We start from the raw sequence: 16,930 nt of genomic DNA on the forward strand, positions 1-16,930 counted from the left end.
CCGTGGCACGTCGACAACACGTCCCTGTGGACGGCGGCACCCATGCACGAGTCAGATGCACTAGTGTGTGTGCATCGACTTGGACTCACCTGACCGCCAGGGACCGCCAAGCGGGCCTTCTGGCACACGAGACAACAAGGAGATCGATATGACGAAGTCGACGCGCGTGGCGGCGCAGCCCCGTGCTGGGCAGCGCGCTACTGGCCTCCGCCTGTGGTGACGGAGGGAGCGGCAAGCCCTCATCCAGCACCACGAGCTCGGCTTCGCCCTCAACGGGCTCGGCCACGCACCCTTCAGCTCCGACAAGCACTACGAGTGATCCGAACTCGCCAGCGACTCGGGCTCGGGCGATGGTCGATCAGTACTTCTCGGTGAGCGACCGCTGTCTCTTCGACCCACAGAGCGCACCGATGACGTGCTTCGACGGCGTGGCCATCGGCACCGAGTTGGACAGTCTCCGGAACACGTTGACGTCTGCAAAGACGGCCTACACAAAGCAAATCGGATCCACCCAGGTGATCTCGGTCAAGCAGACCAAGATCGATCTGACCAACAAGCCGAAAGAGACCCCGCCAAGCATTCCGATCGTCACGTACAGCGTGTGCTTCGACGTCAGCAAGGTGAACATCGTGGATTACCAAGGCAAGTCCATCGTGCCTCCCGACCGGAAGCCTCGCGCCGTCGAGACGGTCGCGGTGGCGAACTATCAGTACCCGAAGGCCACAGGTTGGCGGGTCGCGTACACACAGCCCACGGGGAAGACATGTTGACCCGGCTCCGCGGAGGCACGATCGCCGCGGTGCTCGCCGCAGCGTTGCTGAGTGCTGTGATGTCGGCACCCGCAGCAAACGCCGCGCCGCCGAAGTGCCAGTCCTATGACGTGCGAGGACGCTGCGTCATCTGGGTGACTCCGCCCACCGGTCCGCCCGGCACGCGTCCGCCGACGCCGCCCACGGGACCGCCGGCGAAGGGTGACCCTCCGAAGCAACCGATCAGTGGCCCGCCGGCGGGAGTGGGACCAATCACCGTGAACGGTGTGCAGTGCTGGCCGATCGGCAAGAGCAACCCTCAGCCGCCGAAGTCGGACCCGGTTTGGAAGGTCACACCGACGGCGCCATCTACGACTGCCTTGGGTGGAGGTTTGGGCGGTCTTTGGCGACCATGACGCTCAAGTATTGGGCTGCGACTGCGCCGGCCGTGGCGCCGCCACCTGACCCCCGCGTGCTCGCGCAGCAAGCAATCAGGGCAATGAACCTTCAAGCGGTGGCCATGGGCTGGCTCCTGAACCTACTGCCGGTTCTGTCGGACTGGTGGGATGCCGAACTGGATGTGGGTCAAGCAGCCGCACCCAACACGTGGGGACCAATCACTAAGAGCGCCTCAGCGCAGGGGTACACGGTGACGGCCACGGCGACGGTGTCCGATGTGGTCTGGGACATGGGCGACGGACAGACCGTGACCTGCCAGCAGGGCACGCCGTACGTCATGTCGTACGGGAAGCAAAAGTCACCGACCTGTGGGCACACCTACACCCGCCAAGGACTTACGCCGTCACCGCGACGTCGCACTGGGTCATCAACTGGTCCGGAATTGGCCAGGCCGGAACGATCACGATGGACCTCAATCGCAGGGCCACGGTCCAGATCGGCGAGGCGCAAGTGCTCACCCAGTGAGCAGCACCCGACGACGTACCGACTGAATCAAGGGAGACAGCATGGCAATCGCACCAACAGACGAGCAGCGAAGCGTTCGCCGTCTCGGTCGAGGAAAGAAGCCAGCCGAGGCGAGCAGGGCATCGAGACCAGCGACAGCGTGACGCCACCGCCGAAGATGCGCCGTCGACCACTGCTGTCGCGGCCTCCGTTGCGGCGGTCTGCCTGGGCGCGCTGCTCGCCGTGCTGGCCTTCACGTCGATGAACTCAGCCCAGAGGTCCTCGCCGTCCGCTCGACCGTGCACCGCGGTGAGGTCATCACCCGGGACGACCTCATGACCGTTCGGGTCGGTGTCGATCCCGCGCTGAAGCCTCTGCCGGCATCGGAGCTGAACGATGTCGTGGGCAAGCGCGCGGCCATGGATCTGACCGCTGGGGGACTGGTGACCAGCGAAGATGTGACCTCGAGCGTGGTGCCGGCAAGGGTATGAGCGTCGTCGGCATCAGCCTCGCTCCGGGCGCGTATCCAGCGAATGGGCTGAAGAACGGCGACGCCGTCCGGATCGTGCTCACCCCCGGCCAGCAGGGGCAGTACACCAGCGGCTCGACCCCGACCGAGATCCCCGCGACCGTGGTGGACGTCGCAGCCGGAGGATCCGGCGGCCAGCAGTTGTCGACGTGCTCGTTCCTGAGGGACAGGCCCCAGACGTCGCCGCGATGGCCGCCACGGGCAAGGCTGCGCTGGTCTTGGACTCGCGGGAGCGCTGAGCGATGTCGGTCATCCTTCTCACCTCGGCATCCGGGTCCCCGGGCGTGACATCAGCGGCGCTTGGGCTCGCGCTGACCTGGCCGCGGCCGGTAGTGCTCGTGGAAGCCGACCCGACCGGAGGAAGTGGTCTGCTTGCTGGCTACTTCCACGGTGACGTGGCCCATGTGGGTGGTCTCATCGATCTCGCGTTGGCGCACCGTGACGGTGTCCTCGTCGAGACGCTTCCGGAAGCGATGATCCCGATTCCAGACTCCACCGCTCTTCTTCTGCCCGGGGTTCGCAGCCATGCCCAAGCTCGAAGCGTGGCAGGCATGTGGGGGCCATTGGCAGGTGCCCTGCGGGCGCTGGAGCGCAACGGCCAGGACGTGATCGTTGATGCCGGTCGCCTCGGCCTTGACGGAGCTCCCACACCGCTGATGTTGAACGCGGACCTGACTTTGCTGACGATGCGGACAAACCTGCCCGCACTGTCAGGTGCCCGGTCCTGGGCGCAAACACTGCGTGAGGAGTTCGAGCAAATAGGCTCCCTGCCGCGACTGGGCACCCTGCTCGTGGGCGAGGGCCAGCCGTACAGCGCCCGCGAAGTGCGCAAGGTCCTCGAGCTGCCAGTCACGGCAACGCTGCCCTGGGACCCGCCGGCAGCAGCCGTCTTCTCGGTCGGCGCCAACCGACCCCGCAGATTCGACAACGGCGCGCTCGTCCGAGCGCTGCGCGCGACAGGCGCGGCCGCCCGAGCGGCCATCGAAAGCAACCGAGTCGATCTAGCGGCCACCAAGAGCGTGGGGAGCACAGCATGAGCCAGCCCAACCCCTTCCTCAACGACCCGGACGAGGATGACGACCGGTCAGACCCCACCTCCCTGCCACTGTTCGCGGAAGATGCCGACCAGCCCCGGCCGCCGCGCCAAGGGCGAGTCCGGTCCAACTTCTCACTCGGGGAGAACGCACCCCGCCGGCCGGGACATATCCACGCCGTCGGCCGCGACGTACCGGACGACGAGGTCGCGGGTGGGTTAGCGGAGGCAGCTCTCCGAGCGCTGCCTCCGGCCACCGCAAGACTGGCGCTACTGCGCATGAAGGAATCGACTGGGGCCTCGTTGCGGCGTTCCGCAGCCAGGCCTCCGACCAGCTGAGTGCCGCAATTGGTGAAGACCGGTCGCTCGATCAGCAGGCACAACAGGAACTCGGTCGGGCGATCATCGTCGAACTGCTCGAGAGTGAGGCCGCCGAGGCGGTATCTGCCGGGCGTGAGTCCTGGTCGCTGAGCCAGCAGGAAGACATGGCTGAGGCCATCTTCAATGCAGTCTTCGGCCTCGGGAGATTCCAGCCGCTCGTCGACGACGAAACGGTTGAGAACATCGAGGTCTACGGCAACGACAACGTGCTCCTCGAGCACAGTGACGGCACCATCCAGCAAGGGCCGAACGTCGCCGAGGACGACGACGAGCTCCTGGAGTTCATCAGCTTCCTGGGCAGCAAGTCCGGTAGCGGGCGGCCCTTCTCCGAAGCACAGCCGCGGTTGCACATGCGACTGGAGGGCGGCGCGCGGCTCGCGGCCACCGCGTGGGTCACTCCGCGCCCGTCGATCGTCATCCGCCGCCACCGGCTCCGTGACACCAACCTGGAACAGTTGGCCGACACGGGCATGCTGACCCCGCTGATCGCCGACTTCCTCGAAGCGGCCGTGAGGGCGCGACTCAACATTGTGGTCGCCGGTGCCCAGGGTGCCGGAAAGACGACGTTGGTGCGTGGGCTCTGCGCGGCGATCGATCCGTGGGAGAAGATCGGCACGTTCGAGACCGAGTACGAACTCTTCCTCAATGAGCTGTCGCACAAGCACAAGCGAGTCATCGCGTGGGAATCCCGGCCGGGCTCGGGCGAGGTTGGGATGAACGGTCGCCAGGCCGGCGAGATCACCCTCGACGACCTCCTCATCGACAGCTTCCGGTTCATCCTCAGCCGCACGATTGTCGGTGAGGTCCGTGGCCGCGAGATCCTGTCCATGATCAAAGCGATGCAGTCGACCTCCGGGTCGATCAGCACGACGCACGCAGCCAACGCCAAGGCGGCGATCCGCAAGCTCATCACCTGCGCCATGGAGGCCGGCAACCACATCTCCGAGGGATACGCCACCAGTGCAGTCGCCGGGCACATCGACTTGATCGTTCAGGTGAACCTCGAGACGACACCGGTCACCGAGACGGGCGGGCGCCGCAAGCGGTGGATCTCCGAGATCGTGTCCGTCGAGCCCGGAGAGCAAGCCACCGGCTACGCGACCCAACAGGTGTTCCGACCGGTTCAGGGCGGACCCGCGGTCGCCAGTGTGATGCCGGAGCACATCCGAACCGCACTGGAAGCACAGGGCTTCGACACCCGTCCTTTCGAAGCGGAGCGCCGCTCGCACGGAGGGCCGGCGGCATGACGCCCCTGATTCCTGGCCTGGCCGGCGCACTCGTCGTTGCCGGCATCCTTGGCGTGGTGTTCGGTCTGCGACCGGCACCACAGAAGCCACCCGCACCAGCCCGGACGCGCACCCCCCTGATAGCGCGCCTGGGTCAGACCTCCCCTCGGACTCGAGTGCTGCTGCTCGTCGGGGCTGGTGCGGGTCTCATCGTCGCAATCGTCACCGGATGGTTCATCGCGGTACTGGCCGTCCCGGCACTGATCGTCGGACTGCCCATGCTGCTGACCGCGCCACCAGCCGCCTCCAAGATCGAGCGGCTGGAAGGGATGGAGGAGTGGACCCGCTCCCTGTCCGGGGTTCTCACCGTCGGCGTCGGCCTGGAGCAGGCACTCATCGCGACCCTGCGATCAACGCCCGACGCCATCCGACCCGAAGTGACTCGCCTGGTCGCCCGACTGGGCGCCCGATGGAGCACCGAGGACGCACTGCGCGCGTTCGCGGACGACCTGGACGACGCCACCGGCGACCTGGTCGCGGCAAACCTGATCCTCGGCGCCCGGCGCCGAGGTCGTGGTCTTGCCAACGTGCTGGAGTCACTGGCCGAGTCGGTGGCCGCCGACGTCCGGGCCCGCCGACAGATTGAGGCCGACCGAGCCAAGCCGCGCGCAACGGCACGCTGGGTCACGCTGATCACCGTCGGAGTCCTGGTCTTCCTCGCGCTCACCGGCCGGTACGTGGCCCCGTACGGGTCACCGATCGGACAGGTCATCCTCGCGCTGCTGCTCGGCGCCTATGTGGCCACGCTGGTCTGGATGCGGACGATGACCCGGGGCAAGCCGCTGCCGAGGTTCATCGGCCTGGCGGCCGAAGGAGGCAACGCATGATCACCGGACTTCAGATGGCCTTGGCAGGCGGCGGGCTGGTCGGCCTAGGGCTGTCGCTGCTGATCTGGCGGCTCGTACCCGCACAGCCAGACCTCGGGGACGCGCTCGAGCGGCTGTCTCCCGAACATGTGCGTCGCACCCGTGCGACCGAAGTGGCCAGTCCGGCGGCAGACTCGCGCGAAAGGCTTGGACAATGGGCGCTGAAGACGTTCCCAGCCGGAGCCTGGGCGAGGGTCCCGCGTAAGGAACTGGCCCTGCTGCGAATCTCGCCGACGAGGTTCTACGGCGAGAAGGTTCTCTTCGCGGTCGTCGGCCTGATTACGCCGCCGCTGCTGACGGTGTTCTTCACGGTCATCGGACTGAACCTGCCGTTCGTCATCCCAGTCGTCGCAACTGTCGGCTTAGCCGTACTGATGTTCTTCCTCCCCGACTACAACGCACGCGACGACGCCAAGAAGGCCCGAGACGAGTTCAACCGGGCGCTGGGGGCCTACATCGACTTGGTCGCCTTGGAGCGCAACTCAGGGTCGGGTCCGCGCCAAGCCATGGAAGTCGCAGCCGAAGTCGGCGACAGCTGGGTGTTCCGCCGGCTGAGCGAGGAACTGACCCGCTCGCGCTGGTCAGGCGAAGCGCCATGGGAAGCCATCCGAGCGCTCGGCCACGAACTCGGCCTCGCCGAGCTGGAGGACCTCGCCGACATCATGAGGCTATCGGGAGAGGAAGGCACCCAAATCTACGCGCAACTGCGCGCCCGATCCGCCTCGATGCGAGGCGCGATGCTCAACTCCGAGCTGGCCAAGGCCAACGAGATCGGCGAACGAATGAGCATCCCTATGAGCCTGCTAGGGGTCATCTTCATGGCCCTGCTGATCGCACCCGCGCTGCTACGGGTGATCGGGGGTGGCAGCTGATCGCACTGTCGCAACGTAGGACCAGCAGGCACTACCTCTAAGCCAAACCGTCAGAACCCGGCTCCACCACAGGAGCCACCAAGCCATAGGAAGGCAAGGACCATGAACCACCTCATCGCCACCCTCCACACCCTCGGTGTCCGCATCCAGGACAACGTCGACGACGCACACGCCACACTGCGCAAGAACCGCGAGGAGGGCTCAGTCACGATCGAACAGGTCCTGTGGGCAATCGCCGTGATCGCCTTCGTCGGGATCGTCGTGGCAGCCATCACGACCTACGTGACCAACAAAGCGAAGAACATCAAGTAGACCGAGCGAATCACACACCATGACCAGGACACACGCGCTGCGCGCCCGGCTCGCCCGTCGAGCCGGGGCGCAGCGTGAGCGTGGCTCGAGTTCCATTCAGATGGTGATGCTCCTGCCTGCTCTGTTCGCGGTCATGTTCCTGGGCATGCAAGGAGCACTGTGGTACCACGCCCGATCGGTCGCGATCGCCGCAGCGCAAGAAGGTGCCCGCAAGGCAGGCGCACAGAACAGCAGCGTCGGGGCGGGAATCAGCGACGCATCGTCCTTCATCGCCGACGCGGGCGGAAGCGGTGTGCTGGACGGCGCACACGTCACCGGCAGCCGATCGGGCACCACAGCCACGATCACAGTCAGCGGCACGTCGATGAGCGTGATCCCCGGCTGGACCATCACGGTGCGCCAGAGCGCCACTGTGCCAGTGGAAAGACTGACGCGATGAGGTGCCCCGTCCGTCAGGACTCCGAGGAGGGATCGGCGGCCATCGAGGCCGCCATCGGCGTGCCAGCTTTCATGCTGTTCGTCCTGCTGGTGATCTTCGGTGGGCGCGTCGCTATGGCGCACCAAGCAGTGCAGTCCGCCGCGGCTGAAGCCGCCAGAACCGCCTCGATCGCGCGCACACAAGGGCAAGCTCAAAGCGACGGCGCCGGTGGGGCCGCGGCAAGCCTGAGCTCCCAAGGCGTGCACTGCATCTCACAGGACGTGAGCGTGGACGCCTCCGGATTCGCCGCTCCTGTCGGAACACCTGCCACGATCCGAGCGACCGTTCGCTGCACCATCGACCTGTCCGACGTGTCAATACCTGGCGTCCCCGGCTCGATGACGATCACGGAAACCATGACCAGCCCGCTCGACACCTATCGGGAGCGGTAATGAGACAACGCAACCTCCACCAGATGGGCCGCGACCGCGGATCCGTGAGCATCTTCATGGCCTCCGCAGCCTTCGTGATGATCGTGCTCGTCGGCCTCGCAGTCGACCTCGGCGGTCAAGTCGCCGCACAGCAGCGCGCCCGAGACGTCGCCGCACAAGCGGCCCGATCGGGTGGGGAGCAGGTCCTCGGTGGTCCCGCGGTGAACGGCCAAGGCGCCCAGATCGACACCGCGGCCGCAGCCTCGGCCGCGCGCTCCTACCTATCGACAGCGGGAGTGAGCGGCACGGCGACCATCCAAGGGAACGACACCCTGGTCGTTACGACATCCGCGAACTACCAGACGAAGTTCTTGTCGATCATCGGGATCGGAAGCTTGCACGTCACCGGACACAGCAGTGCGCGGCTCATCCGCGCACAGAACGGAGCACCCCGATGAGAGGCATCCGAGCCCGACTTGCTGGCCTGTTCGCCAGCCTGTTGATCCTGGGCATTGTCGTTGGGCTGCCTCTGGTTCTCCTTGCCGTCGGCGCCAACCCGACCCACCTCTCGATGCCGAGCATCGATGGGATCCGGACAGCGCTCACCAACCCCGACGACGGAACCCTGGCGTTGTCGGCGATCAAGGTGATCGCCTGGGCAGCATGGGCGTTCCTCACCCTGTCGATCGTGCTCGAGATCAGTGCGCGCGTCCGAGGGGTCCGGGCCCCTCGCCTGCCCGGTATGCGCATGCCGCAGTCGGCAGCGAAGGGCTTGGTCGGCACCGCCATCCTGCTGTTCGCGGCCTCCCCGATCGTCGCCCAGACAGCCTCCGCCGCGACACTGCCGACTGCGCAAGTCAGCACCGTCAGTGCCACCGCCCAGCCGGGGACTAGTACGTTGGCCGCCCCAGCACCAAGCAGCAAGGCCAGCCCCGCGCGCGCCTCAGCCCCCACAACCAAACACACCGTGCAACCAGGGGAGACCCTCTGGTCGATCGCGCGCGACCACCTGGGAGCAGGGGAGAGGTACACCGAGATCGCGGCGCTGAACCACGACCTGCTCGGCGGAAGGCCAGGCTTCCTCAAGACGGGCTGGGTACTGAACGTGCCCGCGCCACCCGCACCGATCTCCAGCACGACCTCCCCGGCGCCCGCCGAACACACCGTGACCGTCCAGGCCGGACAAACCCTGTCCGGCATCGCACAGAAGGAACTGGGGAACCCGAATCGGTTCTCAGAGATCGCCGACGCGTCGAAAAACATCACCCAGCCCGGCGGGCTGCACCTGACCAATCCGAACCGGATCAATGCGGGCTGGACGCTCGTGATCCCCGCAGCCAAGCCGGTCAACCACGCCGCGGCGAAACCCCCGACCGCCAAGCCCACCCCATCGGCGGCGACACCCAGCACCGTTCCGGCACCGGTCAAACCGACGCAGCACACCCCAGCACCTGAACCCTCCACCGCACCGAGCGCCCCGGTCCCCAGCAAGACGGCTGTGCGCCCCAACGTCGAAAGCACGGCGGAGGCGGAACAGCAGCACTCGAGCACGGCACCATGGATGCTGACCGGACTGACCGGGGCCGGCGCGGTGCTTGCCGGGTCGGCACTGCTTGCACTCCGCCGCCGGCGTCAGGCCCAGTTCCGGGCCCGCCGCCCCGGGAGGACGATCGCCGTCCCGGAGACGGCGATCGTGCCCGTCGAGAAGACCATCACCGCCATTGGTTCGACGTCGGCACCCACCGTCGAACAAATGGACACCTTGCTGCGCCAGCTGGCCGCGAACATCACCAACTCGAACCTGACGATGCCCGCGCTGGCCGCCGTCGAACTCGGCGGGACGCAGATCGTGCTGCACCTGAGCGCGCCCTGCGCACTGCCCGACCCGTGGGACGGCACCGCCGACCAGCTGCACTGGGCCACACAGGTCGGACCTGCGGTTGGCGACGTCGACGAGAACCAACCGGCGCCCTACCCACTCCTGGTCACGATCGGTGCAGACGACACTAGCGACCACGTGTGGTTGCTCAACATGGAGGAACTCGCGTCGATCAACCTGACCGGCGACCCCACCTACACGCGCGACTTCGCGCGATACATCGTTGCGGAGCTGGCCCTCAACCCGTGGTCGGCCGGGACCACCGTCGACTGCATCGGCATCGCCGACGAAGTCGCTCCCCTCAACCCTGAGCGGATCCGTTACCGCGACGACTCCAGTGACGCGGCCGCCGAGGCCGTGGCCGACGCCGTCGCGATGATCGACCGCGCCGACGCACAGCACGTCGACGTCGCCACCGGCCGCGGAACGGCCGCGGACGAGGACGTTTGGCCCGCAAGACTCCTCCTGGTCGACGCGACGGCAGACGATCACGCCGTCGACCAACTGATCGGGCTAGTCGAACAACACCCAGGGAAGACAGGGACAGCAATCGTCGTCTCAGGTGACCAGCACTCGACCGGCGGGACCGTGCTCAACCTCAGCTCCAGCGGGCGACTGACCATGCCGCGCGCAGGACTGGACCTGGTCGCCGTCGGTTTGACTGGCGACGAAGCGAAAGGCTGCGCAACGCTGCTCGCGCACAGCGACATCCTGGACGACATCGAGATCCCCGTCGACGAGGACGCGACAGAAGGTTGGCGAGCCTTCACCAACGAAGCCGGCGCGCTGCGGGAGAAGCACACCAAGCCACGCGCCGACCGGGACGACGAGACCACCCAGAGCGTCCTGGCTGGCGACGACGACGAATACGTGACCGCCGCTGCGACCACCGAGGAGGACCTGGAGGCACTGGCGCCACAAGTCCCAGCTGAGGTCCGGGTCAGCGTCGAGTCTGCCGACCCGACCCTCGACGACGACGTAACCGCCTGGCTCAGCGACGACTGCCCGCTGCCGCGCCTCACCCTTCTCGGCCCGGTCCGCGCCCGAGCCAAAGGCAGCGCCGCCGCAGTCGCCAAACGCAAGCCCTACGCCACCGAGCTGCTCGCCTACCTCGCCATCCGTCCTCACGGCGCAACACCGGCACAGCTCGCCGACGCGTTCAACCTCAGCGACGGACGCGCACGCAACGACATCAAGATGGTGCGGGACTGGCTCGGCACGAACCCACGCACCGGCAACAAGCACCTGCCCAACGCGCGCGAGTCCGAAGCCGCCAAGGCGCGGGGCGTCGGCGTCTACGTGGTCGAGGACATCCTGGTCGACGCCGATCTGTTCCGACGACTGCGAGCACGCGGAGAGGCACGCGGTGCCGACGGCATCACCGACCTGCTGCGTGCACTACAGCTGGTCGACGGGCGCCCGTTCGATCAGCTGCGCCCCGGCGGCTGGGAATGGCTCGCCGAAGGCGATCGCCTCGATCACCACATGAACGCAGCCATCGTCGACGTCGCACACATGGTGACCACCGCATGTCTAGGTTCGAACGATCTAGTCCGCGCGAGAGCAGCCGCCGAGATCGCCACCGCCGTCGCGCCTGACTCGGAGATCGCCAAGCTCGACCTCGTCGCGGTGTTCGAAGCGGAAGGGCACCGAGCCGAAGCGAAGCGGATCCTGCAAGACGAGGTCTGCAACCGCTCCGACGACCAGGGTGCGCCCGCGGAGCTGTCCGCACGAACCGAGAAGATCATCCGCAACCACGAATGGCTCGACCCCGACCGGGCCGCCAGCTGATGCCACTGGAACGATTCGACCCGGCCTCCGCCCAGGCGGAGGCCACGATCACGATCACGTCGGTGACCGGCGACCTCACGCAGCTGCAAGACGTCGACGGGCTGGTGAACCCGTGGAACCGGAACTACATGCCACGGTGGCTGCTCTACCCCAGCGGCGTCAGCCGCGCGCTGAAGTCGCAGACAGGGCCAGACCCGTGGAAAGAGCTTTCCCGGGCAGGAGTGCTTCCCGTCGGCGGGTGCGTGGTAACTGATGCCGGGCGGCTGAGCGCGCACACGAAGCTCATCCACGTCGCCGGACTCAACCTCGCGTGGCGAGCCACTGAAGCCACCGTCTCGGCGTCAGTGCACTCGGTTGTGCGAGCGGCCGTGGCCCAGAAGATGCGAACGGTCGCGATGCCGCTCATCGGATCAGGCTCGGGCGGCATGAACCCAACGTCATCACGAGAGTGCATCGAGAACGCCCTACGTCGGTACACCAGCGGGTGGCCCCTGGAGGTGCTGCTCGTTGAGCACGACAAGGCAGCCTGATCCGGCCCGACCGACGGTGCGGGACCTCCAAGCGCTACGACGAAAGCGCCGAAGTATGCGTGTACTTCGTTCCGTGATGTGCGTAGAGCTTCTTGACGGAGTCGGTGTCGGCCGGTGATTCGTAGACGGCGCGCCGGACGGCTGCGTCCTTGAGGTTCAAGCCATACAGAGTGTCGTCCTTCTCGACGCCGACAGCCATGATGCGTTCGAACTGGTCACCGTGCTGATCGGCGTACTGGGCCAGGGCCTTCAGCTTGGGCGAGCTGTCTCCCAAGTGCGCACCGTGTGGGTCGACGATGGATGGCAGGTAGGCATCCCCTGTTCGATGCACGAACACGAAGTCCGGCTGCACAGAACTCCAGGAGCCATTGGACGACTTGTGCGCGATCCGTAGGGAACTCGTGGTGGCAGCGGACGGGTTCCGGTACCAGCCAGCGAGGGTTCCGAGGCTTTGCTCGTGCTCGACGACAGCCTGCTCCCACCGGTTTCGGGCCATCGCCTGCTCAACTGGGTAGTCACCCTCGGATGTCGCCAGCAGGTGCTTCCTCTGAGTGGGCAGCTTCTTGCCGTCGGTGTCGACCGAGTCGACCAGCTGCTCCGTCTGGATCTTGATAGCCACCGGCTCCGCGGCGCGGGCCATGTCCTGGATCGCCTGGTAGATAGGCTTTCGATTGTCTGGTAGTGCCGCGATCTTGGTGCTGTTGGTGGTCAGCCACAGCCGGGTGAGTGCGTCAGCGGCGTCCTCGACCGGCTGCTGGACGTCGACATCCAGGAACCCCAGTGCGGCGACTTCGGCCCGGACGCCCGTGATGTCGACGGTGAACAGGTCCTCGCCACGGTCCTCGGCCGCGGTGATCGCGGACTGCATGTTCCGGTGCAGGTACCCGTTGACGACCGAGGTCGAGAGCAGCCGGCGCAGGTGGCGCAGCGCGTCGTCCACGGTCGCCGCGTCCGCGGCACGTGAGGTCGTGCGGTCGGTCACCTGGTCCTCGCCGCGCTGGACGAGGATCTGCCGGATCTGTGCGGTGAGGATCTGCTTCGCGGCGGACGCCACGGCGTCGGCGTTGTCGTGGACGACCCCGTCGAGGACTGCGAACAGCGTCTCGTGCGCTACCTTGTTGGCATCTGGCTCGAGGGCATCCTGGCTGAACGCCTGCGCAGCCTTGAGTAGCCGCTTCACCGGCTTCGGCGCGGCCGCCGGTTTCGCGAACGACGGCAGCGACTCGACCACGTCGAACACCTCGTCGGGGACCTCGGTGTTGCGGGAGAGCATGACCGGCTTGAGCATCACCTTCGCGACGGCGGCACCGCGCTCCCCTGACGCGGGCTCGCGCAGGCCCATGATCTCCTCGGCGACCTGCTTAGCCGTGTCCTTGTCGAAGCGTGGCAGGTAGCACGAGGCTGCGTTAAGCCGCTCGTCACCGGTGGTCTGCGCCAGCGGTGTGCGCACCATCCGACCCAGCAGCTGCGTGACGTAGGTGGCGTCGACCGCGGGCCGCAACGAGACCAGCACCTCGGCACGCGGGCAGTCCCACCCGGTGGAGACCGCGTCCTTCGCCAGCAGCACCCTGATGCCGTGGTCGTGCTGGATGTCCTGCGGGGCGACCTTCGGGATCACGTACGAGCCGACCTCAATGGTGGCCCGGTCTCCGAGCACGTGCGCAACCCCGTCGTACGGCATCTCGGGCCAGTGCTTGCGGATGGTCTCCAGCACCAGGTGGATCGTGTCGTCCTCGGCCTTGAGTGCCTTCTCGGTGTCCTTCTCGCCGACCTCCTTGTTGGGGATCTGGGCTACCAGGAGCGGCACTACGGGCTCGAGGCCCTGCTGCTCGCAGTAGTCGTCCCAGCGCTGGCAAACCGAGACGAAGTCCAAGGTCGCGTCCCGGACCATCGTGGTCGAGAAGTCGCCAGCCTCGTCGGGGATGTCAAGCGTGAGCGCGTTCTTCAACAGGCCCGACTCCTGGACCGCGCGCGGGTCGATGACGATGTTCTGGGTCTTGGTGAACGCACTGGCCTTCGCCATGGCCTGGTCGAACCGCTTCACCGTGGCCGAGATGCCCCACACGATCGGCACCGCCACGTTGGAGCCGTTGCCGTTGATGATCTTCTGCACCAGCGTCTGGTCACCGCTGGACTGTGCTTTCATGCCCTCGTGCGCCTCGTCGAGGACCATGTAGAGGGTCTTGTCCTCATCCTTGATGGTGGCGTCGAGGATCTCCCAGAACGTGTGGTGGCGGGTATCGGTGTGCTTGACGAAGTCTGCCTTCTTGTTGAGCTTGTCCGGATTGATGAAGTACACCGTGCCGGTCTGTAGCGACGAGTCGGCATAGCTCTTGTCCAGCAGCACCAGGTCGCCGGCCGGGATCCGGTCGGCGCACTCGATGAACCGGCTCTTCGTCTGCTCGTTGAGCGCCGGGTCTTTCGACACCCACAGCACGACCGCTGTCGGGTCGGGCTCAACGTCGAACTCGTCGCTGCCGTGCAGCAGCGCCTCGATCACCGTGGCGGCGATGACCGTCTTGCCAGAGCCCGTGGTCGACGACAGCGCGAACGCGGTCCGGCGCTGCCGGCCGTGCCAGTCCTCGCGGGCGTACCCGAGCGTCGTGAGGATCTCCCGCACCGCGTCGGTCTGGTAGTCCTTCAACGGCAGCCGCACGGTCAGGCCCTCCCGGTGTTGATCTGGAACGTGCGCAGGTACGACTCGTAGAGTCGAACTGTCTCGACTCCTTCGGGCAGCTGGCTGGCGACCGCCTGGTATTGGGTTTCGTCATCGGTGACGATGTAGACGATGCGGACACTGGCGGGGGATTTCTCGATGGCCGCGACGAAGTCGGCCGCGGCGTCAACATTGAAGAGCACCGCGTAGGCGTCGGCGAGGTCGAAGGTGTCGGATCGTTCGTCGATCCGGCGGCCCTGCGAGCCAGCGCGCATCCACAGCAGCGGTGCGACACGCTCGAAGGCTAGGTCGAGCTCGACCAGAGCGGGGTTCTCGTACGTCAGGGTGAAGAACTCGACGTTCTCATCAAACCCGTCGGACATCGGAAACTCGTCGGTGAATTTGTAGTCACCGACGATGGGGTCGCCGCCTGGGGTCAGCCCAGTGATGGCTGCCCGGATGCGCGGCTTGGTGATGAGGTCACAGATCCCTAGTGCTTCCCATTGCGAATCGCCAGGGCGGAGACCACGAGCGACTAGGGCCCTCTGCTCATCGGCAGAAACCTCGTTGTTCGTCACGCAGACCGCTCGGCGCTGGCCACCGTCTTGCTTGTTGAGTCGCATGATGGCGTGGGCGGTTGTGCCGGATCCGGAGAAGAAGTCGAGGACGAGTGCGTTCGGCTTGCTGGCCACGACGAAGCGCAATGCGTCCTCCACGGCATAGAGGGACTTGGGGAACGGGAACCGCCGGTCGGGCACAAGCGCGGCCAGTAGGTGAGAGCCATGGTCCCGAGCGAAGTGGCTTGTCTGGCTCCAGACCGTTCGGGGTGCGACCGTCTTGGCGCCGACCAGCTCGAGCGTCAATGCTCCTTCGGAGGTGTGGCCTGCGACCTTGAACGTTCCGTTCGCGATGTTCGCCAAGGTGCCAGGTTGCAGATAGGTGACGGGTCGCAAGCCTGTCGCGGCATCGCGCTTCCCGAGGCGGGCCGTGCCCGCCTCGAAGTAGTTGCGCATGAGTTCAGCGGAGAAGCGCCAGCGGTTCTCCTGGCCTTTGGCTCCAAGGGGCCAGATCGCCAGCTCGCCTGGCTCTAGCGGTACCGAGGCGCGGTCCACGTCCTTGGCGACAGGGTCACCAACCCGGATGAACCGCCCCGTCTCTCGATGAATGATCACCGGATAGAAGAGGCTCTTCGACTCGGCCCGGGAGGCACCGGACCCACGACGCACAGCCGTGAACCAGACGGTTGGCATCGTCATTTTCCCAAGTTCCGACCCGTCCGAGAGCATTGTTGACGTCCACGGCTCGACTTGGGAACCGCCGAGGAACACGTAGTAGATGTATTCGTCGACGCGGGAGAACCTGCCGGTGCGTGGTGAACCGGCCCGGTTGATCACGCAGGAGACCATCTGGATGTCGGCCTCCGGGAATACCTGCTCCAGTAGCAACCCAAGGCGGAGGTACTCCTTCTCGTCGATGGTCACGATCAGCACCGAGTCGCGAGGATTCAGCAGCTGACGAGCGAGTTTCAGGCGTCGCTCCATGAACGCGAGCCACTTGCTGTGGCGGTAGGAGTCCTCGCCGTCGACGTAGTCGTTGTTGTACTTCCAGTCCTTGGCGCCGGTGTTGTACGGCGGGTCGATGTAGATGCAATCCACCGTGCCCTGGTACGTGAAGAGCATCGCCTCGAGCGCGTGGTAGTTCTCGGCGTTGATGACGGCGTGGAAGGGCTTGTCACCGCCACGCAGGACTGGCTCGTCGGAGCGCACCAGCCCCGGGAAGACCGGATCCTTGAACTCGGCGATGTAGACCAGGTCATCGACAGGTCGGCTTGTGATCTCGTTGGTCTTGGGGTCGACGAGCTGCGCGACGCGCTTAGTCTGCGGGCCGGCCAGCTCGACCACTCTCCAGGTGGCCTCCGACTCGACTTCGGTCTGGCCGCGCACGGGGATGAACCGCACCTTGTCACCGACGGAGATCGCTCGACCAGTCAAGGCCACGCTCTCGGGCGTGTGTCGCTCGAAGTTGAGGCCGAACTCGCGCCTGCTCTGCAACGCGTCGATGTGCCGGCGCAACTCCTTCGCCGTGTCGGGATCGCTGCTCTCGACGCGCGCGAGAAGTGACCGCAACTCGTTGCTCACTCTCGTCTTCTCCTTCTCCGGGTGACCGCCCCATCCTGCCGGATGAGCACCACCGAACTGTCGCGCGGGCGAGCCGTTGGCCTGAACAGGGGACGGGGTCGTGTCATTCATTGAGCCACGGATCACGTCAGCGCAAGGTCAGTCGGCGAAAAACTT

16 protein-coding genes are annotated in these 16,930 nt (G+C 66.2%); 13 read left to right on the forward strand and 3 right to left on the reverse strand.

Annotation, left to right across the window (positions count from 1 at the left end; genetic code table 11):
- Positions 1-428 precede the first annotated feature (428 nt).
- Entirely contained in the window at positions 429-770 is a 342-nt protein-coding gene (locus DR843_RS20195) for a hypothetical protein (RefSeq protein WP_170119948.1), read from the forward strand.
- A 1,217-nt stretch (positions 771-1,987) separates the two neighbouring features.
- Positions 1,988-2,143, forward strand: coding sequence for an SAF domain-containing protein (locus DR843_RS20660; protein ID WP_245934251.1), 156 nt, complete (start codon positions 1,988-1,990; stop codon positions 2,141-2,143).
- Positions 2,144-2,471: 328 nt separating this feature from the next.
- On the opposite strand, the gene DR843_RS20665 is transcribed toward DR843_RS20660, so the two are convergent.
- The gene (locus DR843_RS20665) at positions 2,472-2,708 is read right to left on the reverse strand and encodes a hypothetical protein (protein ID WP_245934252.1); all 237 of its coding nucleotides are present in this window, start codon (positions 2,706-2,708) and stop codon (positions 2,472-2,474) included.
- 24 nt (positions 2,709-2,732) lie between these two features.
- Here DR843_RS20665 and DR843_RS20670 point away from each other — a divergent pair, with 24 nt between their 5' ends.
- From DR843_RS20670 to DR843_RS18615, 11 genes are all read left to right on the forward strand, one after another.
- Complete coding sequence (locus DR843_RS20670; protein WP_245934253.1) at positions 2,733-3,218, forward strand: P-loop NTPase family protein; 486 nt, start codon at positions 2,733-2,735, stop codon at positions 3,216-3,218.
- Positions 3,215-3,553, forward strand: coding sequence for a hypothetical protein (locus DR843_RS19870; RefSeq protein ID WP_146202635.1), 339 nt, complete (start codon positions 3,215-3,217; stop codon positions 3,551-3,553). Before DR843_RS20670 ends, DR843_RS19870 begins: the two co-directional genes overlap by 4 nt.
- A 146-nt stretch (positions 3,554-3,699) precedes the next feature.
- Positions 3,700-4,842 (forward strand): TadA family conjugal transfer-associated ATPase, encoded by a 1,143-nt coding sequence (locus DR843_RS18575; protein WP_245934254.1) that lies wholly within the window; start codon positions 3,700-3,702, stop codon positions 4,840-4,842.
- Positions 4,839-5,708 carry a type II secretion system F family protein gene (locus DR843_RS18580; RefSeq protein ID WP_109689208.1) on the forward strand — a complete coding sequence of 290 codons (870 nt, stop codon included), beginning with the start codon at positions 4,839-4,841 and terminating at the stop codon, positions 5,706-5,708. The genes DR843_RS18575 and DR843_RS18580 overlap by 4 nt, the downstream gene beginning before the upstream one ends.
- Entirely contained in the window at positions 5,705-6,619 is a 915-nt protein-coding gene (locus tag DR843_RS18585; protein WP_109689210.1) for a type II secretion system F family protein, read from the forward strand. Before DR843_RS18580 ends, DR843_RS18585 begins: the two co-directional genes overlap by 4 nt.
- A 102-nt stretch (positions 6,620-6,721) precedes the next feature.
- Positions 6,722-6,931 (forward strand): hypothetical protein, encoded by a 210-nt coding sequence (locus DR843_RS18590; RefSeq protein WP_109689212.1) that lies wholly within the window; start codon positions 6,722-6,724, stop codon positions 6,929-6,931.
- Between the two features lie 19 nt (positions 6,932-6,950).
- Positions 6,951-7,370 carry a TadE family protein gene (locus tag DR843_RS18595; protein WP_109689214.1) on the forward strand — a complete coding sequence of 140 codons (420 nt, stop codon included), beginning with the start codon at positions 6,951-6,953 and terminating at the stop codon, positions 7,368-7,370.
- Positions 7,367-7,801 (forward strand): TadE/TadG family type IV pilus assembly protein, encoded by a 435-nt coding sequence (locus tag DR843_RS18600; protein WP_109689216.1) that lies wholly within the window; start codon positions 7,367-7,369, stop codon positions 7,799-7,801. Before DR843_RS18595 ends, DR843_RS18600 begins: the two co-directional genes overlap by 4 nt.
- A 23-nt stretch (positions 7,802-7,824) precedes the next feature.
- Complete coding sequence (locus DR843_RS18605) at positions 7,825-8,238, forward strand: pilus assembly protein TadG-related protein (protein WP_245934255.1); 414 nt, start codon at positions 7,825-7,827, stop codon at positions 8,236-8,238.
- Positions 8,235-11,450 (forward strand): LysM peptidoglycan-binding domain-containing protein, encoded by a 3,216-nt coding sequence (locus tag DR843_RS18610; protein WP_109689220.1) that lies wholly within the window; start codon positions 8,235-8,237, stop codon positions 11,448-11,450. The genes DR843_RS18605 and DR843_RS18610 overlap by 4 nt, the downstream gene beginning before the upstream one ends.
- The gene (locus tag DR843_RS18615) at positions 11,450-11,980 is read left to right on the forward strand and encodes a macro domain-containing protein (protein WP_170119949.1); all 531 of its coding nucleotides are present in this window, start codon (positions 11,450-11,452) and stop codon (positions 11,978-11,980) included. The genes DR843_RS18610 and DR843_RS18615 overlap by 1 nt, the downstream gene beginning before the upstream one ends.
- A 34-nt stretch (positions 11,981-12,014) precedes the next feature.
- On the opposite strand, the gene DR843_RS18620 is transcribed toward DR843_RS18615, so the two are convergent.
- Complete coding sequence (locus DR843_RS18620; protein ID WP_109689224.1) at positions 12,015-14,636, reverse strand: DEAD/DEAH box helicase; 2,622 nt, start codon at positions 14,634-14,636, stop codon at positions 12,015-12,017.
- Between the two features lie 2 nt (positions 14,637-14,638).
- On the reverse strand, positions 14,639-16,885 hold the full coding sequence (locus tag DR843_RS18625; protein WP_109689226.1) for a site-specific DNA-methyltransferase: 2,247 nt from the start codon (positions 16,883-16,885) through the stop codon (positions 14,639-14,641).
- Positions 16,886-16,930 lie beyond the last annotated feature (45 nt).

Source organism: Branchiibius hedensis (assembly GCF_900108585.1).
In the GTDB taxonomy this organism is placed as follows: Bacteria; Actinomycetota; Actinomycetes; order Actinomycetales; family Dermatophilaceae; genus Branchiibius; species Branchiibius hedensis.